The organism is Frigoribacterium sp. Leaf164 (assembly GCF_001423665.1).
Lineage (GTDB): Bacteria > Actinomycetota > Actinomycetes > Actinomycetales > Microbacteriaceae > Frigoribacterium > Frigoribacterium endophyticum.
This window is the reverse complement of the sequence record NZ_LMOX01000001.1, coordinates 391,696-415,257: the sequence shown is the minus strand read 5'-3', so window position 1 is coordinate 415,257 and position 23,562 is coordinate 391,696. Positions and strand designations below refer to the sequence as shown.

Below are 23,562 nucleotides of genomic sequence, written 5' to 3'. Positions count from 1 at the left end.
CCGGCTACGCCCCCACCTCCACCAGCACGCGCGGCAGCTCGTCGAGCAGCTCGCTCGCGAGGAACCCCATCGGCCCGACGCCCACCGACAGCCGGTCGCCCGCCGTCGCGTGGGCGTGGGTCGCCCACACCGCCGCCTGCGCCGGGGTCGCCCCGCGGGCCGCGAGCCCCGCGACCGCTCCGGCCAGCACGTCGCCGCTGCCCGACGTGCCGAGCCCCGCGTGCCCCGCGCCCGACCGCCACAGCCGCCCGTCGTCGGAGGCCACGAAGCTCTGGCACGCCACCACGGCGCCCCAGCGCCGGGCGATCTCGAGGAGGTCGCTCGGCAGGTCGTCGACGTCGCGCTCGAGCAGCCGGCCGGCCTCGCTCGGGTTCGGCGTCAGGACGAGGCGCCCGCGCAGCGGGTCGACAGCGTCGCCGCACCGGGGCAGCACCCCCAGCGCGAAGGCGTCGAGCACGACGACGGCGTCGTCGCCGACGAGGTCGGGCAGGAGTCGCACCAGGGCCTCCGCCTCGTCTGCGTCGTCGAGCCCCGACCCGGCCAGCACGGCGTCGGCCCCCTCCAGGTCGCTCGAGGCCTGGGCGAGGGACGAGCCGACCACGTGGCCGCCGTCGGTCTCCCCCAGGGGCACGACCCCCGCCTCCGGCAGGGCCACGGCCACGTGCGGGGCGACGGACCCGGCGACGGCGAGGGTCAGGCGGCCCGCCCCGACCCGGAGCGCGGCCCAGGCGCCGAGCATGGCCGCGCCCGGGGTCCGCGCCGCTCCGCCGACCACGACGACCTGGCCGCGCGAGTACTTGCCGGCGCCGGCGGACGGGAGCTCCCACCCGCGGAGCAGGTCGGGGTTGACGACGATCTCATCGGGGCTGGACATCACGGTCTCCTCCGTGGGTCGTGACCGGGGCGTCGCCGCGGTCGAGGTGGGCGACGTCGGCGAAGGCGTCGAGGGTCCACCACGCGTCGCCGTCGGTGCGGGACAGCCGCGTGACGGAGGCGTTGGTGACGGTGTTCGACCGGGCGAACTCGAGCAGGTCGGCCTCGCTCAGGCCGGTGCAGACGTAGAGGAAGAGCATGACGACGGCGTCGTGGGCGGTCACGACGACCCGGTCGCCGGGCAGCTCGTCGAGGTCGCGCAGCAGCGACCGGACCCGCAGGGCGACGTCCGCCCACGACTCGCCGCCGGGAGGCCGGTGGTAGAACTTGCCCAGCCGCTCGCGCCGCGCCTCCTCGTCGGGGTGCCGGGCCGCGACGCCGCGCCGGGTGAGCAGGTCGAGGACGCCGAGCTCGCGGTCGCGGAGGCGCTCGTCGACCCGCACCACCGGGGCGAGCCCGGCCTCGTCGAGCGCGGTGCCGATGGTCTGCCGGGCCCGGAGGTAGGGCGAGCACCAGAACGACGTGGCGGACGAGCCCGCGTCACCTGCGTGGGCGGCGGGCACCGTGGAGGCGTCGAGCCCGTGCTCGGCGAGCCAGCCCGCGAGCGCCCGGGCCTGCTCGACGCCGCGCTCGCTGAGCGGCACGTCGGCGTCGCGCTGCTCGACGTCGATGGTCTCGGAGCCGGCCTGCTCAGCGGCGGTGGCGGCGACGTTGGCGGTGCTCTCGCCGTGCCGGAGGAGCCAGAGTTCCCTGATCATGCGGGCGACGGTAGGCCGATCGGCGCGGGCCCGCACGGCTCCGCGGCCGGGTGCGACCGGCCCCGCCGACGCTGCCTGGACGCGGGCCCCCGCCCGCACGGCGTCGGGAGGTACCCTCCGACCATGAGCGACGAGAAGATGACCCGACCCATCATGGACGGTGCCGACGAGGCCACCGACGCCGAGAAGACCCGTGGCCTGGCCGAGCAGGTCGAGCACGACCACGCCGGCGAGGGCGACGCGGCGAAGGACGACGTCCTCCGCGAGCGGCAGGGCGAGACCGGCACCGACCCGCAGGCCGCGGCCGACGAGGAGGCCGGCGAGGAGGCCCTCGACGACGAGCAGGCCGCCCCGACCATGCCGAGCTGACCGAGCTGACCCGAGCCGACCCGCCGCGGGGCACCCGGCGACGGGGCACCCGGCGAGGGGTGCCCGGCACGGACGACAGGAGGCGGTGGCCGCGTCGCCGACGCCGCCACCGCCTCCTCCACGCCCCGCTCACCAGCGTGGCGCAGGTCGCCCTCAGCGCTGTACGGCGTCGATCTTCAGCATGCGCGCGATGACGGAGTCGAGCTCGCTGTCGTCGAAGATCTTCTTCCAGTCGTCCTTGACGATCGACTCGCGGCCGTAGTCCATGGCGATGTGGCAGGCGTCGCTGAAGGGGTTCGAGCCGCGCAGGCCGTTGGTCAGCGCGATCCAGGTGTGGCCGTAGAGCATGGCGCGGGCCGCCTCGTAGGGCACTCCGACGCCGTCGACGGTCTCCTCCAGCGCTTCCTTGAGGAACGCGCCGACCATGCACGCGATCGTCTCGACGAGCGTGGGCTCGAGGACGGCGAGCTGCTTCACGGTCACGTAGTGCACCGCGATGACGGGGGCGTAGATCGTCGAGATGACCTGCGTGGCCAGCTCGCGCACGGGCGAGCCCTCGTCGACGCCCTCGAGCGCCGCGATGACCTCCTGCGGCGCGGCCACGCCGCCGAACGTGTCGGCCCACTCCTCCTTCGTGGTGCGCTCGAGGAACACCGACGGGTGGCACGGGTGCGCCACGGCGTAGTGGATGTCGTCGCGGTCGGCCAGCAGGCCGGCGTAGGCGGCGGCGGGGTCGAGGGTGAGGATGACCGCGCCCGACTTCATCGCGGGCACGACCTGCTCGGAGACCTTCCCGAGCACGACGTCGGGCACGGCGAGGATGACCACGTCGGCGTCGGCCACGGCGACGTGGGTCGGCGTGACGGTGCGGCCGAGCGACTCGATCAGCTCGACGCCGGCGGGTGAGGCCTCGCTGTAGAGGGCGGTGTAGGCGCTCTTGGCCAGGTTGTTCGAGACGCGCTGGCCCATCTTGCCGCCGGCGCCGATGACGGCGACCGTCACGTCGGGCGAGCCCTGGCCGTCGGCGTGGGTGACGGTGCTCTCGGGGGCGGTGGTGTCGAGGGTGTCAGTCATGGTTCTTGCTCCTCAGCTGAGAGATGGTGTGGGTGGTCCACTCGGCTTCGAGCCGCGTGGTGGTCTCGGGGTCGCCCTGCCAGGGCAGCCAGTGCTCGACGACCTCGTCGACGCCGCTGGTGCCGCCGTCGCGCGCGTCGAGCGCGGCACGGATGCCGTCGTAGTCGAGGCGGCCCTCCCCGAGGGGAGTGCTGGTGAGCGCGAACCCGACCCAGCCGTCCTGCCGCGAGAAGGCGAAGTCCTTGACGTGCCAGTTGACGACGAAGGGCAGGCACCGCGCCGTCACGTCGGCGGGGTGCTCGAGGGCCGCGACGGTGTTCGCGGGGTCGAGCACGATGCCGAGCCGCGGGCTGCCGACGGCCTGCACGACCGCCACGAGCTCGGCGGATCCGACCTGCTCGTAGGTCTCGAGGCCGAGGGTGACCCCCGCCTCCTCGTACTCGGGCAGCACGGCCCGCAGGCGACGCTCCGTCTCGACGGCGTCGGGACGGTCGTCGCCGGCCGTCCACATCGTGCGGACGAGGGAGGCGCGGAGCGCGACCGCGAGGCGCAGCCAGCTCCGCAGCACGGCCGGGTCGGTGCCCCGGGTGCCGAGCTGCAGCGTGAGCCCGAGCTCGTCGGCGAGCGCCCGCAGGGCGGCGAGCTGCTCGTCGTCGTGGTCGGTCAGCGGGGCGTGGTCGCAGATCTGGAAGAGCCGGACGCCCTGCGCCGCGGTGTCGCGCAGCATGTCGGCGAGGCTCATCGGCGCGGGCACGTGCTCGCTACCGCGCCAGAAGTAGGCGTAGGTGCTCAGGCCGATCACGAGGCGACCTCCGCGACCGCCGCGGCCGTCGCCACCGGCGCGACCGCCGCCAGCGCCAGCGCCTCGTCGAGGACGCCCTCGACGGCGGACACGTCGTGCGCGCGACGCCCCAGGAAGAGGCCGCGCACCTGCCCCCCGAGCTCGGTGAGCAGGCCGGGGCCGGCGCTGCCGCCGTAGATGACGCGGCTGTCGGCGTGCCCGGGCAGCGCGGCGAGGTGACCCTCGAGCGCGGCGACCACGGCGGCGATGTGCGTCGACGACGCAGGAGACTCCGCACCGATCGCCCACACCGGCTCGTACGCGACGACGACGCGTCCTGAGTCCTCGACGGCGGCGAGCGCCGCGTCGACCTGCCGCTGCACCTCGCGCGCGGCGACGGCGGCCGGCGCCCGGTCGTCCTCGCCGACGCAGATCAGCGGCGTGAGGCCCGTCCGCAGCGCGGCGGCCGTCTTGGCCGCGACGACCGCATCGTCCTCGTGGAAGAGCGCGCGCCGCTCGGCGTGCCCGACCTCGGCGATCGAGCAGCCGATCTCGGCGAGCTCGTCCGCGCTGACCTCGCCGGTGGACGCCCCCGGGCCGGTGGCCGAGAGGTCCTGCGCGGCGAGCCGCACGCCGGTGCCGGCGAGCACGTCGCGCACGGGGACGAGCGACGGGAAGGTGGGCGCGACGAACAGCTCGACGACCCCGTCGCGCACCGCGGGGTGGCGCCGGGCGACCTCGGCCAGCTCGGTCGCCCACGCGACGGTGCGCGCGTGGCTGAGGTACGTCTTGAGGCTGACCCCGATCGTGAAGGCCAGCGAGGCGGCCGTCACGACCGCGCGTCGATCCCGACGGGCTCGGCCGAGCCGTCGTAGCCGCAGATCGCCGCGACCTTGTCGGCCGAGGCGCTCGTCGTGTCGAAGCGGTAAGTCAGGTACTCGCGCGCCAGGCGGCGCATCAGCTCGACGCCGACGACCCGCTGGCCCATGCACAGCACCTGCGCGTCGTTCGAGAGGACGGCCCGCTCGACCGAGAACGAGTCGTGGGCGGTGACGGCGCGGACGCCGGGCACCTTGTTCGCCGCGATGGCGACGCCGAGCCCCGTGCCGCAGATCAGGATCGCGCGGTCGGCCTCGCCCGAGGCCACCATGCGGGCGGCGTCGACGGCGACGTGGGGGTAGGCGGTGTGCCCGTCGGAGCCGACGCCGACGTCGACCACGCTGGCGACGCCGTCGTTCGCCGCGAGGTCCGCCTTGAGGACCTCCTTGTAGTCGAACCCGGCGTCGTCCGATCCGACGACGATGCGCAGCTGGTCAGCCATGGTGGTGCCTTTCGTGGGGTGGTGCGGGGAAGGGGCGTGCAGGAGGCGCGGGTCAGGCCCGCTGCCGGCTCGCGACGACGAGGCCGACGGCCTCCGTGATCAGCGCGAGCGAGGTCGCGCCGGCGTCGGGGGTGCCGAGGCTCTTCTCGGCGTGCGGGCGGGCGCGGCCCATGCGCGGCAGCAGGTCGGCCGTCGCGGCGGCGGCGGCGAGGGCGACGCCGGAGGCCCGGGCCCAGGCGGTCGCGAGGTCGGCGCCCCGCTCGACCTCGGTACGGAGGGCCTCGTCGAAGGGCACGAGCACGTCGACCATGGTCTTGTCGCCGACGACGGCGCCGAACTCGAGGATCGCCTCGGTCGCTCCGCCGACGCCGGCCACGACGGAGGTGCGCGTCGGCGCCTCGTCGTCGCCGACGGCCGCGCCGAGGCTCGCCAGCGCGGAGCCCCACAGGGCGCCGGAGGTGCCGCCGGCGCGGTCGGACCAAGCGTCACCGGCCCGGTCGAGGAGGGTGCCCGCGCCAGCCCCGGCCTGCAGTGCCTCGCGGGCCGCGGCGACCGCGGCTCCCACGCCGCGGAGCATCCCGATGCCGTGGTCGCCGTCGCCGGCCACCGCGTCGATCCGGCCGAGCTCGTCGGCGTGCTGCTCGACGGTGGCCTGGACCGCCTCGAGGGCGGCGAGCACGAGCTCGGCCGCCTCGCGCGACGCGGCCGTCGCGGGCGGGACGGGCGCGGCGACGAGCGCCTCGAGCTCCGCGTCGTCGGCGCGCGCCGCGACGTCGACGGAGCCCTTCTTGTACGCCGGGGCGTCGGCGGGCGCCGCCCAGAGCGACTCCAGCTCGTCGTCGAGCCAGAACAGCGTGAGCGAGGCGCCGGCCATGTCGAAGCTCGTGACGAGCTCGCCGACCTCCGGCTCGACGATCTCGACCCCGGCCTCGCGCAGCAGCGCGTCGACCTTCGCGTAGACGACGAACAGCTCTTCGTACTTGACCGAGCCGAGGCCGTTCAGGAGCACGGCGACCCGCTGGCCCCGCGCCTCCTCGACGCCCTCGGGCCGCTCGGCGTCGGCCAGCAGCGACTCGACGAGCAGGGCGGCCAGGCCGTCGGCGGTCGGCACGTCGACCTCGCCGATGCCGGGCTCGCCGTGGATGCCCATTCCGACCGCCATGCGCCCCTCGGGCACGGTGAACAGGGGCTCGTCGGCGCCCGGCAGCGAGCAGCCGGTGAAGGCGACGCCGACGCTCCGGGTGCGGGCGTTGGCCGCCTCGGCGACGCGGACGACCTCGTCGAGCGACCAGCCCGCCTCGGCCGCGGCGGCGGCGACCTTGAAGACGGTCAGGTCGCCGGCGATGCCGCGGCGCTTGTGGGCCTCCGCCGCGGGGGCGCTGGCGATGTCGTCGGTGACGCGCACCGTGCGGGTCTCGATGCCCTCGGCGACGAGCTTCGCCTGCGCCGCGTCGAAGTTGAGCACGTCGCCCGCGTAGTTGCCGTAGCTCAGCAGCACTCCCCCGCCGCTGTGGGCGGAGCGGGCCACGGAGCGCACCTGCTGCCACGAGGGCGAGGCGAAGAGGTTGCCGAGGGCGGCGCCGTGGGCGAGGCCCTGGCCGACCAGGCCGCCGAAGGCGGGGTAGTGGCCCGAGCCGCCGCCGACGACCAGCGCGACGGTGCCGGGCGTCGACCGCGTGGCGCGGACGACGCCGCCGTGCACGCGGCGCACCCAGCGCTGGTTCGCCGCGACGAAGCCGTCGGTCATCTCGTCGGCGAAGTCGCTCGGGTCGTTGTAGAGGCGGGTCATGGGAGCTCCAGGGAGGCGGGGGTCGAGCGGCCGCGGCGGCGCGGTCGGCGAGGCGGTGGGGTGGGGCGCACGGGCCCGGGGAGGGGGACGCCCGGGCCCGTGCGGTCGAGGGGCCGCGCCGGGGCGGCGGCCGGCGGCAGCAGCCGGGTGCAGCTGCTGGCGGCAGCGGCCGCCGGCAGCGGCCGGGCCTCAGTCGAGGCCGGCCGTCGCGGCCAGGTCGCGGGCCTCCTCGGGCGTCGCGGCGCCCTCGGGCTTCTTCATCCGGCTCAGCACGACCATCAGCACGGCCGACAGGAGCATGAAGCCGCCGACGATGAACATGGGCACCTCGTAGTTGCCCGTCCAGTCGGTGACCGCCCCGGTGATGTACGGGGCGCTGAAGCCCGCGAGGTTGCCGATCGTGTTGATCAGGGCGATGCCCGCGGCGGCCGCGACGCCGGTGAGGAACTGTGTGGGCAGGGTCCAGAAGTTGGGCAGCGCCGCGAAGATGGCCATGGCCGTGACGGCGATCACCGCGATGGTGGCGGCGGGCGAGCCGGCGAACAGCGCGAGCGGGATGCTCACCGCCCCGACCAGCGCCGGCAGGGCGATGTGCCAGGTGCGGAGGCCGCGCTTCGTGGCGTCACGCGACCAGAAGTACAGCGCGATCGCGGCGGGCACGTACGGGATGGCCGTGATGAAGCCGCGCTCGGTGATGCTGAAGTCGGTGCCGTACTGCTCCTGGAAGCCGCCGATGATCGTCGGCAGGAAGAAGGCGAGCGCGTAGAGCCCGTAGACGAAGCCGAAGTAGATGAAGCTCAGCATCCAGACCCGGCCGTTGCCGAAGACCTTCCACATGCTGGGGTGCTTCCCGCCGGCGGTCGAGCCGGTCTTGGTCGCCGCCTCCTTCTGCAGGGCGCCGGTCAGCCAGACCTGCTCCTCCCGGGTGAGCCACTTCGCGTCGGCGGGCTTGTCCTTGAGGTAGAACCACGCCACGACGCCGATCACGATCGCCGGCACCGAGACGCCGAGGAACATGAAGCGCCAGCCCTCGAGGCCGAAGAACGCGCCGTCGTGGCTGATCAGCCAGCCGGCGAGCGGGGCCCCGATCACGGTGGTCAGGGGCTGCGCCAGGTAGAACAGGGCGAGGATCTTGCTGCGGTGCCGCGCGGGCACCCACAGGCTGAGGAAGAGGATGGCGCCGGGGAAGAAGCCGGCCTCCATGACGCCGAGCAGGAAGCGCAGTACGACGAGCTGCTCGAAGTTCTGCACCCAGGTGAAGAGCAGCGCCACGACGCCCCAGGTGACCATGATCCGGGCGAGCCACTTGCGGGCGCCGAACTTGTGCAGGGCGAGGTTCGAGGGCACCTCGAGCAGGATGTAGCCGATGAAGAAGACGCCCGACGCGAAGCCGAACTGAGCGGCCGACAGGGCGAGGTCGCTCTCCATGCCGTTCGGGGCGGCGAAGCCGATCGCGGTGCGGTCGAGGTAGTTGATGAAGAACATCAACGCGACGAACGGCACCAGCCGGATCGCGACCTTCCTGATCGCGGACTTCTCGACGGGGCTCATGGCCTCCGTCGCTCGGGCGGTGGTGTCCACATCGACTCCTTCGTGCTCAACGTCATCGTTCGGGCCGACCGTGGGCCCGGCGGCGTGGTGTCCATGCTGCCCCCGTCACGGCCAACTTGTCAACCGGTTGACCAGTCGGTGCACCCGACGGGCACCCGCGGGAGGGTCGCCAGCAGCCGTCCCGGGCAGCTCAGTAAGCTCGGGGCCGTGCCTGCCTACCCCGACGACGACCCCACGAGCCTCCGGCTCGAGCTCGAGCTCGTGCCGAAGGGCACCGCCGTCGGCGAGGTCGTGAAGCAGCTGATCGCGCTGCTGACCGTCGGCGACCTCGTCCCAGGGTCGCGCCTCCCCCCGGAGCGTCAGCTGGCCGAGCAGCTCGGCGTCGGGCGCTCGGCGGTGCGCGAGGCGCTCGCGGCGCTCGAGATCCTCGGCATCGTCTCGGTCCGGCCGGGCTCGGGCACGTACCTGCGCGACACCACGTCCGAGCTGCTGCCGACCACCCTCAGCTGGGGCATGATGCTCAACGCCGCGCGCACCCGCGAGCTGATCGAGGTGCGCAGCGGGCTCGAGATCCAGGCCGCGACCTACGCCGCCCAGCGCGTCGACGACGAGGCGGTCGAGGCGCTCCGCGGGTTCGTCGACACGATGCGCGACAGCCTCGACGACCTCGACGCGTTCCTCCAGGCCGACCTGCGGTTCCACCTCCAGATCGCGGTGAGCGCCGACAACGTCGTGCTGCGCGACCTGCTGCAGAGCACCCGCTCGCTGCTGCGCCTCTGGGTCGAGCGCGGCCTCAGCGAGCGCAGCCAGGCCGAGGTCGCCTACCGCGAGCACCTCGCCGTCTTCGAGGCGATCTCGCGCCGTGACCCCGACGCCGCCCTCGAGGCGATGCGAGCGCACATGGCCACCGCCGGCGAGCGCGTCGGCCACGCCGACGTCGAGGGCTCGCAGCGCTGACCACGGTGGCCGACCGGCCCCGCGCCGGGGCGCCCGCCGCGACTCCTCAGAGCCAGCTGCGCTCGCGGGCGACCCGGGCGGCCGCGTGCCGCGAGCTGCTGCCCGTCTTCGACATCGCCGACGACAGGTAGTTGCGGACCGTGCCGGAGGCCAGGTGGAGTCGCGTGCTGATCTCGCGCACCGACCACCCCTCGGCGGTGAGGCGCAGCGCGTCGAGCTCGCGTGCGGTCAGCGGGCAGTCGTCCATCATGGCCGCGGCCGAGATGTCGGCGTCGATCCAGCGGCGGCCGCCGTGCACGTGCACCACGACGCGCACCAGCTCGTCGGGGTCGACCGACTTGAGCAGGAACCCCCGCACCCCCGCCGACAGCGCCCGCTTCAGCACCCCCGGCCGGCCGTGGCGGGTGAGCAGCACGACGGCCTGGTCGGGGCGCGCGGCGAGGATGCGGGTGGCCGCGTCGACGCCGTCGAGCCCGGGCATCTCGAGGTCGAGCAGCACCACGTCGGGCCGGTGCCGCTCGACCAGGGCGACCGCCTCGAGGCCGTCCTGGGCCTGGGCGACGACCTCGATCTCGTCGCTCAGGTCGAGCAGCGCGGCGAGCGCGGTGCGCAGCAGCGTCTCGTCGTCGGCGAGGACCACGCGGATCACGGCGCGACCCGCGCCGCGGTGCGGAACGTGCCGCCGTGCTGCGACGTCTCGAGCACTCCCCCGGCCGCGGCGAAGCGGTCGCCGAGCCGGGCCAGGCCGCTGAGGCCCCGGCCGTTCGGCGCGGCGCCGTCGTTGACCACCGAGACCGCGCCGGGAGCCAGCTCGATCACCACGTGCTCGGCCTGCGCGTGCCGCAGCAGGTTCGTCGTCGCCTCCCGCACGACCAGCCCGAGCAGGTCGTCGAGCGGCTGGGCCCCGGGCACGGCGCCGTCGACCCGCAGCTCGATGCCCGCGGCCCGGATGAGCTCGGCGGAGTTGGCCACCTCGCCCGCGAGCGTCACCGTCCGCTCGCCGTACGCCAGCCGCCGCGTCTCGGCGATCGTCTGGGCGATCAGCTGCTCGGCCTCCCGCAGGTGGCCCCGGGCGGCCTCGACGTCGCGGTCGAGCGTCTTGTCGGCGAGCTGCAGCTGCAGCCGGCCGACGTGCAGGGCCTGCCCCTGGATGTCGTGCAGGTCGGTCGAGAACCGGTAGCGCTCGCGCAGCACGGCGAGCTCGGCCTCCGTCGCGCGCGCCGCGTCGATCTCGAGGTACAGCGCGAACTGGTAGCGGTTGAGGCGGTAGGCGCTCCACGCGGCCAGCACGAACACGACCGCGCTCGTCGTCACCGGAGCGACCGCGGCGGAGGGCAGCTCGCCCAGGGCCCCGGCCGTGACGGGGGGCGCGGCCACGGCGAGCACGCCGCCCACGAGCCAGGGCCAGCCGCGCGGAGCGCTGCCCCGCGGCGCCCCCGACCGGGGCGTCGTGGCGACGACGGCCACGGCGACGGCGACGGGCAGCGCTCCCCACGCGCTCGTGCCGAGGGCGAGCGAGACGCACCAGGCGGCCTCCGCGAGCACGAGGGCGACGATCGCCAGCGACCGGGGCGGGCCGTGCTCCCACGACAGCGACAGCACGGTGACGAGCGCCCCGACGAGCAGGGCGGCCGCGACCGCCGCGGGCGAGCGCGTCGCGGTCGCCGTCACGAGCACGAGCACTCCGGTCAGCACGCCGACCATGCCCGAGAACGAGAGGGTGGTGTACCGCCGCATCCGGGCCAGGGGGGAGGCGGTGGTCCGGTCACCGGGGCGCCCCGACCCGAGGGGCCCCCGCGCGACGGGCCCGACGGGCTCGGCAGGTCGGTCGACGGTCACGCCAGGGAGGTCCATCCCCCCACGGTAACGGCCGCCCCCACGGGCCGGACCCGCCTCCCGTCACGACTCGACGTGACAAGTGTCACGGCGACTCGTGCCCCGGCGACACTGGGCACCGACGCCCGCAGCGGGGATCGTCGTGGTCATGACCGACACCACACGACCGGCCCCGCCGGCGACGGACGACGTGATCCGCGCCTCCGGCCTGGGCTGCTCCTACGACGGGCACGTCGCCGTCTCCGACCTCGACCTCACCGTGCGCCGCGGCGAGCTGTACGCCCTGCTCGGCACGAACGGCGCCGGCAAGACGACCACCCTCGAGGTGCTCGAGGGGCACCGGCGACCCACCACGGGCCGCGTCGAGGTGCTCGGCGGCGACCCCGCCGACCGCGCCCGCACCCGGCCCCGCGTCGGCCTGATGCTGCAGGACTCCGGCCTGGCCGGCGAGCTCACCGTGCGCGAGAGCGTCGCCCTGTCGGGCGCCGTGTCGGGCCGGGCCGACGACGTCGACGCCGTGCTCGCCCGGGTGGGCATCGACCACCGCGCCGACGCCCGCGTGCTCCAGCTGTCGGGCGGCGAGAAGCGCCGCGTCGACTTCGCCGGGGCGATCTGGGGCACGCCCGAGCTGGTCTTCCTCGACGAGCCCACGACCGGCCTCGACCCGGAGGCCCGCGACCGGCTCTGGGCCGTCGTGACGGAGCTGAGGGAGGCGGGCGTCACCTTCCTCCTGACCACCCACTACCTCGAGGAGGCCCAGCAGCACGCCGACCGCATCGGCCTGATGCACCGGGGCACGCTCCGCCGCGAGGGCACCGTCGCCGACCTCACCGCGGGGTCGACCACGACCGTGCGCTTCGTCGCCCCGGGGCCGCTCGACGACCTGCCGCTGCCCGTCGCCCGCACCGAGAACGGGCTGGTCGTCGTCGAGACCGCCGACCCGCAGCGCGACGTCGCCGCCCTGCTCGCCTGGGCGGCCGACGCCGGGCACGAGCTCGAGCGCCTCAGCGCGCACGAGTCGGGGCTCGACGACGTGTTCCGCTCGCTGAGCCACGCGTGAGCGGCCCGCTCGGGCCGACCCGCGCCTCCTGCACACCCCACCGGAAGGACCTCTCGTGACCACCTCGACCGCCACCGCCCCTCCCCGCCCGACGACCGGGCGGCCCGTGAACGCCGTGCTCGCGATCGGCGTCGCCGAGCTGCGCATGATGGTGCGCAACCGCACGGTCGCCGCCTGCGCCGTGCTCGTGCCGCTCGCCTTCGGAGCCCTGCTGCTCGTGCTCGACGGGGCCGACAGCGCGGGTGTGCTCGCCGGCGTGCAGATCCTCGGCATGGTCGGCATGGGCGTCTACGTCACCGTGACGACGACGCTCGCCGCCCGACGGCAGACGCTGTACCTCAAGCGGCTGCGCGGCGGGTCGGTGTCGGACCGCGGGCTGCTCGCCGGGCTCGTGCTGCCCGTGGTCGCGGTGAGCGTGGCGCAGCTCGTCGTCGTGCTGGGGGTGCTCGGGGTGCAGAGCCCGCCGGTGCACGCGGGGCTGCTCGTCGTGGCCGTGCTGATCGCGGAGGCGATGTTCGTCGGGGCGGCGCTCGCCACGGCCGGCGTCACCACGTCGCCGGAGCACGCCCAGTACACGACGATGCCCTTCTTCCTGCTGACGCTCGGGGTGGGGTTCTGGTTCCAGCTGACGGGCGCGGACGACCTGGTCGCCGTCAAGCGGCTGCTGCCGGGCGGCGGTCTGATGGAGCTCGTCACCCTCGCGTGGGACGGCGGCGACCTCGGGCTGCTGCCGTGGCTGCTGCTGCCGAGCGTGGGGTGGGCCGTGGTGGGGGGCGTCGCGGCGATGCGGTCGTTCCGGTGGGAGCCGCGGCGCTGACGGGGCGCGTCGACGGTTCAGGAGCGCCCGGCGCGAGGCGCCCGCGAGGCGCACGGGCCGCCGCCGCCTCCTGAACCGTCGACGCACGTCGACGCACGTCGACGCGCACACGGCTGGCGCCGCCGCCCGCCGCCCGCCGGCCGCGGGCCTCTGCGGCTCGGGCGGACGCGCGGCGTCGACGGTTCAGGAGCGCCCGGCACGACGGGTGCGCGGAGGGCCCGGCGAGCCGGTGACTCCTGAACCGTCGACGCGGAGCGGGGCGGCCCCGGGCACGCCGAGCAGAGCGGGCGCGCGGGCGCGGCGTCGCGACTCGCCTCAGGCGCCGAGCCTCAGGTGCCGCCGCTCAGGCGCCGCCGCTCAGGCGCCGCGCGGCCGGCTCACGGCGGGCACCCCGGTCGCGACCGAGTCCGCCGGCACGTCCTTCGTGACGACGGCGCCCGCGCCCACGACGCTCCGCGCCCCGACCACGACCCCACCGATCACCGAGGCGCCGGCGCCCACGGTCACGCCGTCCTCGAGCGTGGGGTGGCGACGTGCCCCTGCGCCCCGCCCGCCCTTGCCGCCGAGCGTCACGCCGTGGAAGAGCGTGCAGTCGTCGCCGACGACCGCCGTCTCGCCGACGACCGTGCCCATCCCGTGGTCGATGAACAAGCGGCGCCCCAGGTGGGCCCCGGGGTGGATCTCCACCCCCGTCACGGACCGGGCGACGTGCGCCACGAGCCGCGCGGCGACGCGCCCGCCGAGCCGGCGGGTCGGGCCCTCGGCCCGCCACAGGCGGCTCGCCACGCGGTGCAGCCACACGGCGTGCAGCCCCGGGTAGACCAGGGCCGTCTCGACACGCCCCCGGGCGGCGGGGTCGCGCCGGCGCACGGCCGCGACGTCCTCCGCCAGGCGGGCGACCGCCCGCACGCTACGCGCCGGCGCCGGCGCCCGCGAGGCCCTGGAAGAGGACCGTCGACAGGTAGCGCTCGCCCGTGTCGCAGACGATGGCCACGATGCGCTTGCCGGCGTTCTCGGGCCGGGCGGCGATCTCGAGCGCGGCGTGGACGATCGCGCCCGACGAGATGCCGGAGAGGATGCCCTCCTTCGCGGCCAGGTCGCGGGCGACTCGCAGGGCGTCGTCGAGCTGGACGGGGAACACCTCGTCGATCTGCGACCGGTCGAGCAGCTCCGGCACGAAGTTCGCGCCGATGCCCTGGATCTTGTGCGGGCCGGCCTTGCCCTCGCTGAGCAGCGGCGAGTCGGCGGGCTCGACGGCCACGACCTTCACGCCGGGCACCTGCTCGTGCAGCACCTGGCCGACGCCGGTGATGGTGCCGCCCGTGCCGACGCCGGCGACGAAGAAGTCGATCTTCCCGTCCGTGTCGCGCAGGATCTCGGGGGCGGTCGTGCGGCGGTGGATCTCCGCGTTGGCCTCGGTCTCGAACTGCCGGGCCCAGACGGCGCCCTCGGTCTCGTCGACGATCTGCTTCGCGCGCTCGACGGCCCCGCGCATGCCCTCGCTGCCGGGGGTGAGCACGACCTCGGCGCCGTAGGCGGCGATGATCGTGCGGCGCTCGACGCTCATCGTCTCGGGCATCGTGACGACGACGCGGTAGCCGCGGGCGGCGCCGACGAGCGCGAGGGCGATGCCGGTGTTGCCGCTCGAGCCCTCCACGATCGTGCCGCCGGGCCTGAGCTCGCCGCTCGCCTCGGCCGCGTCGACGATGGCCACGCCGAGGCGGTCCTTGACGCTGCCGCCGGGGTTGTAGAACTCCAGCTTGACGACGACCTCCGCGCCGCCGGGCACGGCGAGCGCGTTCAACCGCACGAGGGGGGTGTCGCCGAAGGCCGAGGTGATGTCGCCGTGGATGCCGGTCATGCGCGTCTCTTCCGTGAGGGCCCGCCGGGTGCGAGCGGTACCTGCGATCAACACATCCTAGGTCGGCCGTGTTCCCGGTGACCGGAGGTGCAGGACGTGCCGGAGGCGCGGGTCGCCCCGAGGGCCCACCCGCGCCTCCTGCCCGGTCGCTACGCGCCGGTGATCTTGCCCGGGTTGAAGACGCGGCCCGGGTCGGCCGAGTCGAACAGCCCCTGCATCACCTGGATGCCCTGCGTAGAGACGTCCTGCTCGAGCCACGGGGCGTGCTCGAGGCCGACGCCGTGGTGGTGCGACACGGTGGCGCCGGTGTCGATGAACGCCTGCTGGATCGCGTGCTTCACGACGTCGTACTCGGCCTCGGCGTCGGCGCCGTGCTCGAAGGCGAAGGTGAAGTAGAGGCACGCCCCCGAGTGGTACGAGTGCGACAGGTGGCCCATGATCCAGCCCTGCACGCCGATCTGGTCGAACGCCTGGTTCGCCGCGGCGTAGACGCGGGCGGAGACGTCGCGCAGCTTCGACCACGGTGCGGCGGTCTCGCTGACGTCGGCCGCGCCTCCGTGGTCCATGAAGAAGTCGCGCAGGTAGGGCGTGTCGAACTTCTTCTGGTCGTAGAGCTTGCCCGGGCCCTTGCCGACGCTCATGCCGCGGTTCGCCTTGACGATCTTGGCGACGGCCTTCTGCGTCTGGGCGACGTGCTCGGGGCTGCCCTCGTAGCCGATGAACGACAGGCACATCGCCTCGACGTCCCAGCCCTTGGCCTTCAGCACCTTCGGCAGGGCGTCGTTGACGACCTTCGAGATGCCCTTGCTCTCCTTCGAGGTCGCGAACGAGAACGCGGTCTCGTGGGCGTCGCTGACGCGGGTCACCGACGGGTGGGCGTCGCTCTCGGCGATGGCCTGCATCGCCGCGAGCCCGTCGTGCCACGACGGGAAGAGGTAGGCGAGGATCTCGCGCTTCTCGGGCAGGCGGTGCACCTGCGCGGTGACCTCGGTGATGACGCCGAGGCGCCCCTCCGAGCCGATGATCATCTCGCGGAGCGACGGCCCGGTGGAGGCGCTGGGCACGGCCCGGATGACGAGCACGCCCCCGGGGCGGACGACGCGCAGCCCCTTGGTGATGTCGGCGATGTCGCCGTACTTGTCGCTCTGCATGCCGGAGGAGCGGGTCGCGACCCAGCCCCCCATCGTCGAGTGCGTGAAGCTGTCGGGGAAGTGGCCGAGGGTCCAGCCGCGGGCGTTGAGCTGCTCCTCCAGGTCGGGGCCCTGGCCGCCGGCCTGGATGCGGGCGAGACCGCTGTCTTCGTCGACGTGGAGCACCTTCGAGAGGCGGCCCATGTCGAGCGAGACGACGGTGCGCTCCTCCGTGGGCATCGGCTCGAGGCTGCCGACGATGTTGCTGCCGCCGCCGAAGGGGATGAGCACGACGTCGCTCGCGACGGCGAGGTCGACGATCTGCTGCACCTCGGCCTCGTCGGCCGGGTAGACGACGACGTCGGGCACCCGGTCGAGGACGCCCGCACGGATGCGGATCAGGTCGCGGATGCTCTTGCCGTACGTGTGGACGACGCGGTCGTGGTCGCCCTGGTCGACGTGCTCGGTGCCGACGATCTGCACGAGCGAGTCGACGACCTCGGAGGAGGCGCGCGAGGCCGGGACGGTGAGCTGCGAGAAGTCGAGGCCCGTGTCGTGCTGGCCCTGCGACAGCTCGACGCCGACGATCTTCTTGACGAACGGGGCGAAGCCCGGCTTGTCGTCGTGGTGGAAGGCGACGCCCTCGACGCCCCAGCCCCACCACTTCATGTGCGCGACGCCGTGGTCGCGCACCTCGGTCTCCGGCTTGCTCTGGACGTCGGTCACGGTCGTGCTCCTTCGGACGGGGTCTCGGGACCCAGGATACGGGCGGTGTTCGCGTCCTTCAGACGCAGGATCTCGTCGCGCAGGCGGGCCGAGAACTGCACCGGCGTCTCGCCGGGCTCGGGCCGCATCGGGTCGCCGAAGGCCACCCCGACGGGCAGCCGGCCGGGCCTCGGCCAGGCCGACCCGCGGGGGTGGGCGATGTGCGCCCCGATCAGGGCGAGGGGGATGATCGGCACGTCGCACGCGGCCGACAGCGCCGCGGCGCCGGGCTTGAACGCGGCGACCGAGCCGTCCTTCGAGCGCGTGCCCTCGGGGAAGACCAGCACGGGGTAGCCGCGCTCGAGCAGCGACCGGGCGCTGACCGTGGGCTGGCCGGCGCGCTTGCGGGCGGCCGACCTCGCGGCGGCCTTGCGGCGGGCGGCGGACTGGGTCGGCGTCGCCCCGGTCGACGGGTGCGCGGCGGCCGCGGCCGCCGCGGCGACGGCCGCGGGGGCCTGGGGAGTCGCCGAGCCGGGCGTGCCCGCGGGCGTCGAGGTCGAGGAGCCGCGCTGCACGGGGAAGGCGTTGAAGAACAGCTCGGTCAGCTGGCGGCGCCACGGCACGTCGAAGAAGTAGTCGGCCGCGGCCCCGGTGGCGAGGTAGCGGGCGAGCCGGCGCGGCAGCGCGCCGAGGATGAGGGGCGCGTCGAGGTGGCTCGAGTGGTTCGCCACCACGATGAAGCCGCCCTCGACGCCCTTGAGGCGGTCGCGGTCGATGACGGTGACGCTCGTGATCGACCAGATCGTCGGCTTGAGGACGACGCGCTGGGCGACGTACCGGGCCATCGCCCGGCCGCGCGAGCTGAAGCGGTCGGTGACGTCGGTCGCGGCGCGGGCGACGGCCTCGCGGCGCGGGTGGCCGGGCCGGCTGGGGTCGCTCACGACTCCGCGGGCTTCCGACGGCTCGACGAGATGGCGCCCGAGACGCGGCGGACGACGCTGCGCGGAGCGTGCCGCACCAACCAGAACAGCACGCGGTACCGAACCGTGGGCATGGAGACCACCTTGTTGTCATCGACGTCGCGCAGGCACGCGGCGACCAGTGGTTCGGCGCCGAGCCACAATGCGTTCGGGATGCTCGACGACCGGATGCCGGCGCGCTGATGGAACTCCGTCTTCACCCAGCCCGGCAGCAGCACCGTGACGCCGACGCCCGTGCCCGCCAGCTCGACCGACAGGCTCTCGCTGAACGAGGTCACCCACGCCTTGATGGCCGAGTAGCCGCCCATGGTCATGAAGCCGGCGGTGCTCGACACGTTGACGATGCGGCCGCGGCCCCGGAGGCGCATGGCGCGTGCCGCGGACCCGGACAGCACCAGCACGCTGCGGACCATCACCTCGAACGCCGCGTCGTGCGTCGCGACGTCCTCCGACGTCAGCGGCGTGTGCACGCCGAAGCCGGCGTTGTTGACGAGCAGCTCGACCGGGGAGGCCTCGTCGGCCAACCGGGCCGCGACCCGGTCGACGTCCGAGCGGTCGCCGAGGTCGGCGGAGAGGACCTCGACCCGGCGGCCCGTCGCGCGGAGCGCGGCGGCCGTCTCGTCGAGTCGGGTCGCGTCACGCGCGACCAGGACGAGGTCCCAGCCACGTGCGGCGAGTTGGCGGGCGAATTCGGCTCCGATGCCGGACGTGCCCCCGGTGACGAGCGCTGTTGCCATGCCGCTTACGATACGGTCTTGAGGGCTCGCAGCGTGCATCGTGCCCCGCCCGCCCGCACGAACGCGTCACGAGAGGATCACTGGTCATGACGATCGACGGTGACCCCTACGACACCACCGAGTTCGACATGCGCGAGTTCACCCTGACCGCCCAGGGCACCCTCCGCCCCGAGCTCGACCTGACGCCCTTCGAGGCCTCCCCGCTCGGCGACGACGAGCTGCGCCTGCTGCGCCACCTCGGCCGGCTCGAGGCCGCCACGATGGAGCACCTCCGCAACCTCCTCGTCACCGCGACGCACAAGGACGCCCGCGTCACCGCCTTCCTCGTCACGTGGGCCTTCGAGAAGTTCTGGCTGGCCGACGCCCTCGACGCCGTGCTCGAGGCGCACGGCCGCCCGCGCCTCCGTGACGACGAGGAGGGCCCCCGCCGCCACGCCGCCTCCGAGGCCGCCGAGCGCCGCGGCCCGATCACCCGCGCCCTCGAGGCGATCAACAAGGGCGTGCCGATCGTCGCCGAGCACATGACCACCGGGCTCGTCGACGAGTGGGTGCTGGGCGAGGCCTACGACGTGCTCGAGCTCCGCGCCGCGAGCCCGGCGCTGAGCGCCGTCCTCGACCGCGTCCGCGCGATCAAGCGTCGCCACGAGCGGTTCTTCGACCTCGAGGCCCACTGGCGCCTCGCCGACTCGGCGCGTGCCGTGAAGCAGACCCGCGCCTCCCTCGCGAAGGCCGTCTGGCCGATCGGCGCGATCGAGCGCGCCGACTCCGAGCGCACCTTCTTCGACACGGTCGTCTGGGGCGGGGCCGAGGGCCACCTCCGCGCCGACTCGGTCGGCGACCGCGTCGCCGCCCTGCCGGGGCTCGACGCCCGCGTCGGCTCCACCGTGACCCGAAAGCTCACCGCATGACCGCACCCCTCCCTTCCGCCACGCCGGGCTCCACCGTCGCCAGCCTCGGCTCGGCGCACGTGCTGCTCACGGGCGGCACCGGATTCGTCGGCCAGGCGATCCTCGAGCGCCTGCTCTCGACCCACCCCGACACGACGGTCACCCTGCTGATCCGGCCCAAGGCCGGCACGCCGGCCCTCGGTCGGCTGCGGCACCTGCTCAAGAAGCCGGTGTTCGCGAGCTGGCGCGAGCGCGTCGGCGCCGACGAGGTCGAGCGTGCGCTGACCGAGCGGCTCCGCGTCGTCGAGAGCAGCCTGGGCTCGCTGCCCGACCTGCCCGCCGATCTCGACGTCGTCATCCACAGCGCGTCGACCGTCTCGTTCGACCCGCCCATCGACCAGGCCTTCGACACCAACGTCGGCGGGGCCGTCGGCCTGTACGAGGCCCTGCGCCGCGCGGGCGGAGACCCGCACGTCGTGCACGTGTCGACCGCGTACGTCGGCGGCATCCGCAAGGGCGTCTTCCCCGAGGCGGCGCTCACGCACGCCGTCGACTGGCGCGCCGAGCACGCCGCCGCCCGCGACGCGCGCGCCCGCGTCGAGGCCGCGTCGCGGCAGCCCGAGACCCTCCGCCGGTTCCTCGCCGAGGGCCGTGCCCGCCACGGCAAGACCGGGCCCCAGGCCGTCGCGACGGCCGCCGAGGAGGCGCGGGTCGCCTGGGTCGCCGCCCGTCTCGTCGACTACGGCCGCACCCGGGCCGAGACCCTCGGCTGGACGGATGTCTACACGCTCACCAAGGCCTTCGCCGAGCGCGCCGCCGAGGAGCTGTGGGCTGCCGACGGCCACCGCCTGTCGGTCGTCCGCCCCGCCATCGTCGAGAGCGCGCTCCGCCACCCGTACCCGGGCTGGATCGACGGCTTCAAGGTCGCCGACCCGCTGATCATGTCGTACGCCCGTGGGCTCCTGCCGGAGTTCCCCGGGGTGCCCGACAGCGTGCTCGACATCGTGCCCGTCGACTTCGTGGTGAACGTCATCCTCGCGGTCGCGGCGAACCCCCCGGCGCGCCCGGTGACCGACGACGCGGCCGCGGCGGTGCCGGCGACCCGCACCGCGACTCCGGCGGGCCCCGAGGCGCAGTACTTCCACGTGGCGTCGGGCAACGCGAACCCGTTCCCGATCCTGCGCATGTTCGAGAACCTCAACGCGTTCTTCACGGCGAACCCGCTGCCGCGCGACGAGCACACGACCATCCCGGTGCCGCACTGGGACTTCCCCGGCGTGCGCAAGGTCGAGGGCGCCATCCGCTTCAAGCAGCGGACGAACGACTGGCGCGAGCGCGTGCTGACGCACCTGCCCTCGAACCAGCGCACGCGCACCGCGCTGAGCGACGTGCAGACCCGGCGGGCCGACCTCGAGTCGCTGCAGAGCCTGACCGACCTCTACCGCCACTACGTGCAGTCCGAGATCATCTTCGACGACCGCCGCACCCGGGCGCTGCACGCCGGGCTGCCCGAGGGCTCCCCCGCCGACGTCGGCTTCGACGTCACCGACATCGACTGGGAGGAGTACTTCCAGACCGTGCACTTCCCGTCGATCACGGCCATGACGCGCGCCTTCTCGGTGCGCCCCGCCGCGGTCGGCGCCGTCGTCGACACCCGGCCGCTGCCGCCCCGCACCGACGTGGTCGCCGTGTTCGACCTCGAGGGGACGGTGCTCGACTCGAACATCGTCGAGCAGTACCTCTGGGTGCGCTCGAACGGGTTCCGCAAGGCGGCCTGGCCGGGCGAGGTCGCGTCGCTGCTGACCGGCCTGCCGGCCTACCTCCGGGCGGAGTCGCGTGATCGCGGCGAGTTCATCCGCAGCTTCCTGAGGCGGTACAGCGGCATGCCCGTCTCGCGCCTCCGCGGAGTGGTGCGCTCCGGCGGCTACGCCGACGCCGTGCGCCGCCACACCCTGCCCGAGGCGCTCGCCCGCATCGCGGAGCACCGTGCCGCCGGTCACCGGACCGTGCTGGTCACGGGCTCCATCGCGACCCTCGCCGGGCCGATCGCCGACCTGTTCGACGAGGTCGTCGGCAGCACCATGCACGAGCGCGACGGGGTGCTCACCGGGTACCTCGCCCAGCCGCCGTTGGTGGACGAAGCCCGCGCTGCGTGGCTGACGCAGTGGGCACGGGAGAACGAGATCGACCTCACGGGGTCGTACGGGTACGGTGACTCCCACGCCGACCTCGCCTGGTTGGAGCTGCTCGGCAACCCGTCCGCCGTCAACCCCGACTCCAATCTCGCCCGCGAGGCGCTCCGAAGAAGATGGAGCATCCGCGACTGGGCCAGGGCCCGGGGCGCGGTCACAGCGACGACCGGCGGCAGCACCACACGGAAAGGAGACGGAGGGCAGGTCTGACGACCCGCGCCTCCCGACACCACATGGCATTCGACATCGACAAGTTCGCCGCGACCAGCGAGCGGATCACGTGGGACGACCTCGACCTCGACCACTTCAAGGAGAACCCGCTCAGCGCGGACTCGCTCCGCACCCTGCGCTACATGGCCGACGTCGAGTACCACACCGTGTGCTACACCCGTGACCTGCTGACGACGCCCTCGCACAAGGAGGGCGACGTCTCGACCTTCATGACGATGTGGAACCGCGAGGAGTTCTGGCACGGCGAGGCCCTCGCCGCCATCCTCGAGGTGCACGGCGTCAAGGTCGACTACGACCAGCTGCGCGCGAACCGCCTGAAGCTCGGCTGGCGCGACAAGCTCGACCCGGTCAAGCAGGGCCTGCTCGGCAAGTTCGTCGGCTCGGACTTCGTCGCCGTCCACATGTCGTGGGGCGCCGCCAACGAGTACTCGGCCGTCGCCGCCTACAAGCGCATGGCCGCCCTCGAGAAGGACCCGGTGCTGGCCGAGCTGCTCGTCCGCATCGCCCGCCAGGAGTCGCGCCACGTGGCCTTCTACGTGTCGCAGGCCCGCGAGCGGCTGCTCAAGAGCAAGAAGGCGCAGAAGCTGACCCGCTTCCTGCTGCAGAAGGTCTGGGCCCCGGTCGGCTCGTCGATCATGGAGATCGACGACGTCCGCTTCGTGTTCGGCCAGCTGATGAGCGGCGAGGAAGGCCGGAAGGCCGCCGAGAAGCTCGACTCGAACATCTCGAACCTGCCCGGCATGACCGGGCTGAAGATCTTCCAGAAGGCACTCGACGGGCTCGGCGTCAGCCACACGTCGCCGGTCGCCGGCGGGGTGTCGGTGGCCTGAGCCGCTCGGTCGTCGGCGGTAGTCTGGGGCGTCGGGCACCCGGCCGACCAGCGAGAGGCGACACCGTGAAGACCAGCCACCTGAGGCACTTCCTCGTCGCGGCCGAGGTGCTGCACTTCCCCGTCGCGGCCGACAAGCTCGGCATCTCGCGCCAGAAGCTCGAGTCGTCGATCGAGGCGCTCGAGCTCGAGTTCGGCACCAAGCTGTTCGACCGCGACGCCAGCCCCTACCGGCTGACCAAGGCCGGCCAGGCCGCGATCGTCGTCGCCGAGGAGGAGCTCGCGAGCCCCTCGACTCCTCCGCCGCCGCCCCCCGTGCCGGCGGGCGGCAAGGCCAAGGCGTCGAAGGGCAAGGGGCGCACCCCGGCGGTCAAGGGGCAGCCGAAGCCGTTCAAGAAGCGCCAGGGGCGCTAGCTCCGCCGGTTCGTCAGAGAGCGGCGAACCACTCCGCGTAGCGGGTGTTCTCGGCCATGCGCCGGGTCTCGTCGGGGGCGTCGTCGTCCCACCACACCGGCCCCCGCTCGCCGAGGCCCGTCTTGGCCGCATCGACCCGGGCCTTCGCCGCCTCGACACCGGCGTGGTCGTCGGCCGCCAGGGCCGTCTTCTTCGCGCGGCGGGCGTCCATCAGCTCGTGGATGAGCTCGGACCGCCGCTCCTCCGGCAGGGCCGGGTCGGTGCGCCGCCACAGCCGGCCGCGCACGACGAGGTAGCGGCCGTCGGGGGTCACGAGCGGGTCGGTCACCGGGCCAGTCTGCCCGGGGCGCGCGCGGCGCGGCCGGGCGGCCCGCCTCGTCGACGAGTCAGGAGGCACCCGCGCGAGCGAG

General features: G+C 74.2%; 24 protein-coding genes. 8 read left to right on the top strand and 16 right to left on the bottom strand.

All coding sequences use genetic code 11. The annotated features are described in order from the left end of the window. Window positions 1–4: 4 nt before the first annotated feature. Together ASF82_RS01870 and ASF82_RS01865 are read right to left on the bottom strand one after the other, a co-directional pair. A complete protein-coding gene (locus ASF82_RS01870) occupies window positions 5–874 on the bottom strand; it encodes an NAD(P)H-hydrate dehydratase (RefSeq protein WP_056052666.1) in 870 nt (289 codons plus the stop codon). Then, the gene (locus ASF82_RS01865; RefSeq protein WP_056052661.1) at window positions 858–1,631 is read right to left on the bottom strand and encodes a histidine phosphatase family protein; all 774 of its coding nucleotides are present in this window, start codon (window positions 1,629–1,631) and stop codon (window positions 858–860) included. The genes ASF82_RS01870 and ASF82_RS01865 overlap by 17 nt, the downstream gene beginning before the upstream one ends. 123 nt (window positions 1,632–1,754) lie before the next feature. Here ASF82_RS01865 and ASF82_RS01860 point away from each other — a divergent pair, with 123 nt between their 5' ends. Next, window positions 1,755–2,000 (top strand): hypothetical protein, encoded by a 246-nt coding sequence (locus tag ASF82_RS01860; protein WP_056052658.1) that lies wholly within the window; start codon window positions 1,755–1,757, stop codon window positions 1,998–2,000. A gap of 153 nt (window positions 2,001–2,153) precedes the next feature. On the opposite strand, the gene ASF82_RS01855 is transcribed toward ASF82_RS01860, so the two are convergent. The 6 genes from ASF82_RS01855 to ASF82_RS01830 all read right to left on the bottom strand — a co-directional run bounded on the left by ASF82_RS01855 (window position 2,154) and on the right by ASF82_RS01830 (window position 8,516). Next, window positions 2,154–3,074 carry a phosphogluconate dehydrogenase C-terminal domain-containing protein gene (locus tag ASF82_RS01855; protein WP_082514224.1) on the bottom strand — a complete coding sequence of 307 codons (921 nt, stop codon included), beginning with the start codon at window positions 3,072–3,074 and terminating at the stop codon, window positions 2,154–2,156. Then, window positions 3,067–3,876, bottom strand: a complete 810-nt coding sequence (locus ASF82_RS01850) for a sugar phosphate isomerase/epimerase (RefSeq protein ID WP_056052656.1) — start codon at window positions 3,874–3,876, stop codon at window positions 3,067–3,069. The genes ASF82_RS01855 and ASF82_RS01850 overlap by 8 nt, the downstream gene beginning before the upstream one ends. Continuing rightward, window positions 3,873–4,688 (bottom strand): triose-phosphate isomerase family protein, encoded by an 816-nt coding sequence (locus ASF82_RS01845; protein WP_056052653.1) that lies wholly within the window; start codon window positions 4,686–4,688, stop codon window positions 3,873–3,875. Before ASF82_RS01845 ends, ASF82_RS01850 begins: the two co-directional genes overlap by 4 nt. After that, on the bottom strand, window positions 4,685–5,176 hold the full coding sequence (locus tag ASF82_RS01840) for a ribose-5-phosphate isomerase (RefSeq protein WP_056052650.1): 492 nt from the start codon (window positions 5,174–5,176) through the stop codon (window positions 4,685–4,687). Before ASF82_RS01840 ends, ASF82_RS01845 begins: the two co-directional genes overlap by 4 nt. A gap of 52 nt (window positions 5,177–5,228) precedes the next feature. After that, entirely contained in the window at window positions 5,229–6,965 is a 1,737-nt protein-coding gene (locus ASF82_RS01835; RefSeq protein ID WP_056052647.1) for a dihydroxyacetone kinase family protein, read from the bottom strand. 189 nt (window positions 6,966–7,154) lie between these two features. Continuing rightward, window positions 7,155–8,516: an MFS transporter gene (locus ASF82_RS01830; RefSeq protein WP_056055583.1), complete on the bottom strand. Its 1,362-nt coding sequence runs from the start codon at window positions 8,514–8,516 to the stop codon at window positions 7,155–7,157. Window positions 8,517–8,723: 207 nt separating this feature from the next. On the opposite strand from ASF82_RS01830, the gene ASF82_RS01825 reads away from it, so the two are divergent. Beyond that, a complete protein-coding gene (locus tag ASF82_RS01825; RefSeq protein ID WP_056052644.1) occupies window positions 8,724–9,473 on the top strand; it encodes a FadR/GntR family transcriptional regulator in 750 nt (249 codons plus the stop codon). Between the two features lie 46 nt (window positions 9,474–9,519). On the opposite strand, the gene ASF82_RS01820 is transcribed toward ASF82_RS01825, so the two are convergent. Together ASF82_RS01820 and ASF82_RS01815 are read right to left on the bottom strand one after the other, a co-directional pair. Next, the gene (locus ASF82_RS01820) at window positions 9,520–10,122 is read right to left on the bottom strand and encodes a DNA-binding response regulator (RefSeq protein WP_056052641.1); all 603 of its coding nucleotides are present in this window, start codon (window positions 10,120–10,122) and stop codon (window positions 9,520–9,522) included. Then, on the bottom strand, window positions 10,119–11,327 hold the full coding sequence (locus ASF82_RS01815; RefSeq protein WP_156369886.1) for a sensor histidine kinase: 1,209 nt from the start codon (window positions 11,325–11,327) through the stop codon (window positions 10,119–10,121). The genes ASF82_RS01820 and ASF82_RS01815 overlap by 4 nt, the downstream gene beginning before the upstream one ends. A gap of 130 nt (window positions 11,328–11,457) precedes the next feature. Here ASF82_RS01815 and ASF82_RS01810 point away from each other — a divergent pair, with 130 nt between their 5' ends. After that, window positions 11,458–12,369: an ABC transporter ATP-binding protein gene (locus tag ASF82_RS01810; RefSeq protein ID WP_082514219.1), complete on the top strand. Its 912-nt coding sequence runs from the start codon at window positions 11,458–11,460 to the stop codon at window positions 12,367–12,369. 55 nt (window positions 12,370–12,424) lie between these two features. Further along, window positions 12,425–13,186, top strand: coding sequence for a hypothetical protein (locus ASF82_RS01805; protein ID WP_056052638.1), 762 nt, complete (start codon window positions 12,425–12,427; stop codon window positions 13,184–13,186). A 357-nt stretch (window positions 13,187–13,543) separates the two neighbouring features. Here ASF82_RS01805 and epsC read toward each other — a convergent pair whose 3' ends face one another. The 5 genes from epsC to ASF82_RS01780 all read right to left on the bottom strand — a co-directional run bounded on the left by epsC (window position 13,544) and on the right by ASF82_RS01780 (window position 18,599). Continuing rightward, window positions 13,544–14,095 carry a serine O-acetyltransferase EpsC gene (epsC, locus tag ASF82_RS01800; protein WP_056052635.1) on the bottom strand — a complete coding sequence of 184 codons (552 nt, stop codon included), beginning with the start codon at window positions 14,093–14,095 and terminating at the stop codon, window positions 13,544–13,546. A gap of 1 nt (window position 14,096) precedes the next feature. Then, a complete protein-coding gene (cysK, locus tag ASF82_RS01795) occupies window positions 14,097–15,047 on the bottom strand; it encodes a cysteine synthase A (protein ID WP_056052632.1) in 951 nt (316 codons plus the stop codon). Window positions 15,048–15,196: 149 nt separating this feature from the next. After that, window positions 15,197–16,903, bottom strand: a complete 1,707-nt coding sequence (locus ASF82_RS01790; protein WP_341777174.1) for an FAD-binding oxidoreductase — start codon at window positions 16,901–16,903, stop codon at window positions 15,197–15,199. Further along, complete coding sequence (locus tag ASF82_RS01785; protein ID WP_082514217.1) at window positions 16,900–17,823, bottom strand: 1-acyl-sn-glycerol-3-phosphate acyltransferase; 924 nt, start codon at window positions 17,821–17,823, stop codon at window positions 16,900–16,902. Before ASF82_RS01785 ends, ASF82_RS01790 begins: the two co-directional genes overlap by 4 nt. Next, complete coding sequence (locus ASF82_RS01780) at window positions 17,820–18,599, bottom strand: SDR family oxidoreductase (protein WP_056052629.1); 780 nt, start codon at window positions 18,597–18,599, stop codon at window positions 17,820–17,822. The genes ASF82_RS01785 and ASF82_RS01780 overlap by 4 nt, the downstream gene beginning before the upstream one ends. Before the next feature lie 86 nt (window positions 18,600–18,685). Between ASF82_RS01780 and ASF82_RS01775 the strand changes: the two genes are divergently transcribed. The 4 genes from ASF82_RS01775 (at window position 18,686) to ASF82_RS01760 (ending at window position 23,152) form a co-directional block, all read left to right on the top strand. After that, window positions 18,686–19,507 (top strand): hypothetical protein, encoded by an 822-nt coding sequence (locus ASF82_RS01775; protein WP_056052626.1) that lies wholly within the window; start codon window positions 18,686–18,688, stop codon window positions 19,505–19,507. Continuing rightward, window positions 19,504–21,888: an SDR family oxidoreductase gene (locus ASF82_RS01770; protein WP_056052623.1), complete on the top strand. Its 2,385-nt coding sequence runs from the start codon at window positions 19,504–19,506 to the stop codon at window positions 21,886–21,888. Before ASF82_RS01775 ends, ASF82_RS01770 begins: the two co-directional genes overlap by 4 nt. Window positions 21,889–21,911: 23 nt before the next feature. Then, on the top strand, window positions 21,912–22,739 hold the full coding sequence (locus tag ASF82_RS01765) for a hypothetical protein (RefSeq protein ID WP_056052621.1): 828 nt from the start codon (window positions 21,912–21,914) through the stop codon (window positions 22,737–22,739). 65 nt (window positions 22,740–22,804) lie between these two features. Further along, window positions 22,805–23,152 (top strand): LysR family transcriptional regulator, encoded by a 348-nt coding sequence (locus ASF82_RS01760; protein ID WP_056052618.1) that lies wholly within the window; start codon window positions 22,805–22,807, stop codon window positions 23,150–23,152. A 13-nt stretch (window positions 23,153–23,165) separates the two neighbouring features. Here the strand turns inward: ASF82_RS01760 and ASF82_RS01755 are convergent, their stop codons facing one another. After that, window positions 23,166–23,480, bottom strand: coding sequence for a hypothetical protein (locus tag ASF82_RS01755; protein WP_056052615.1), 315 nt, complete (start codon window positions 23,478–23,480; stop codon window positions 23,166–23,168). Window positions 23,481–23,562: the final 82 nt, after the last annotated feature.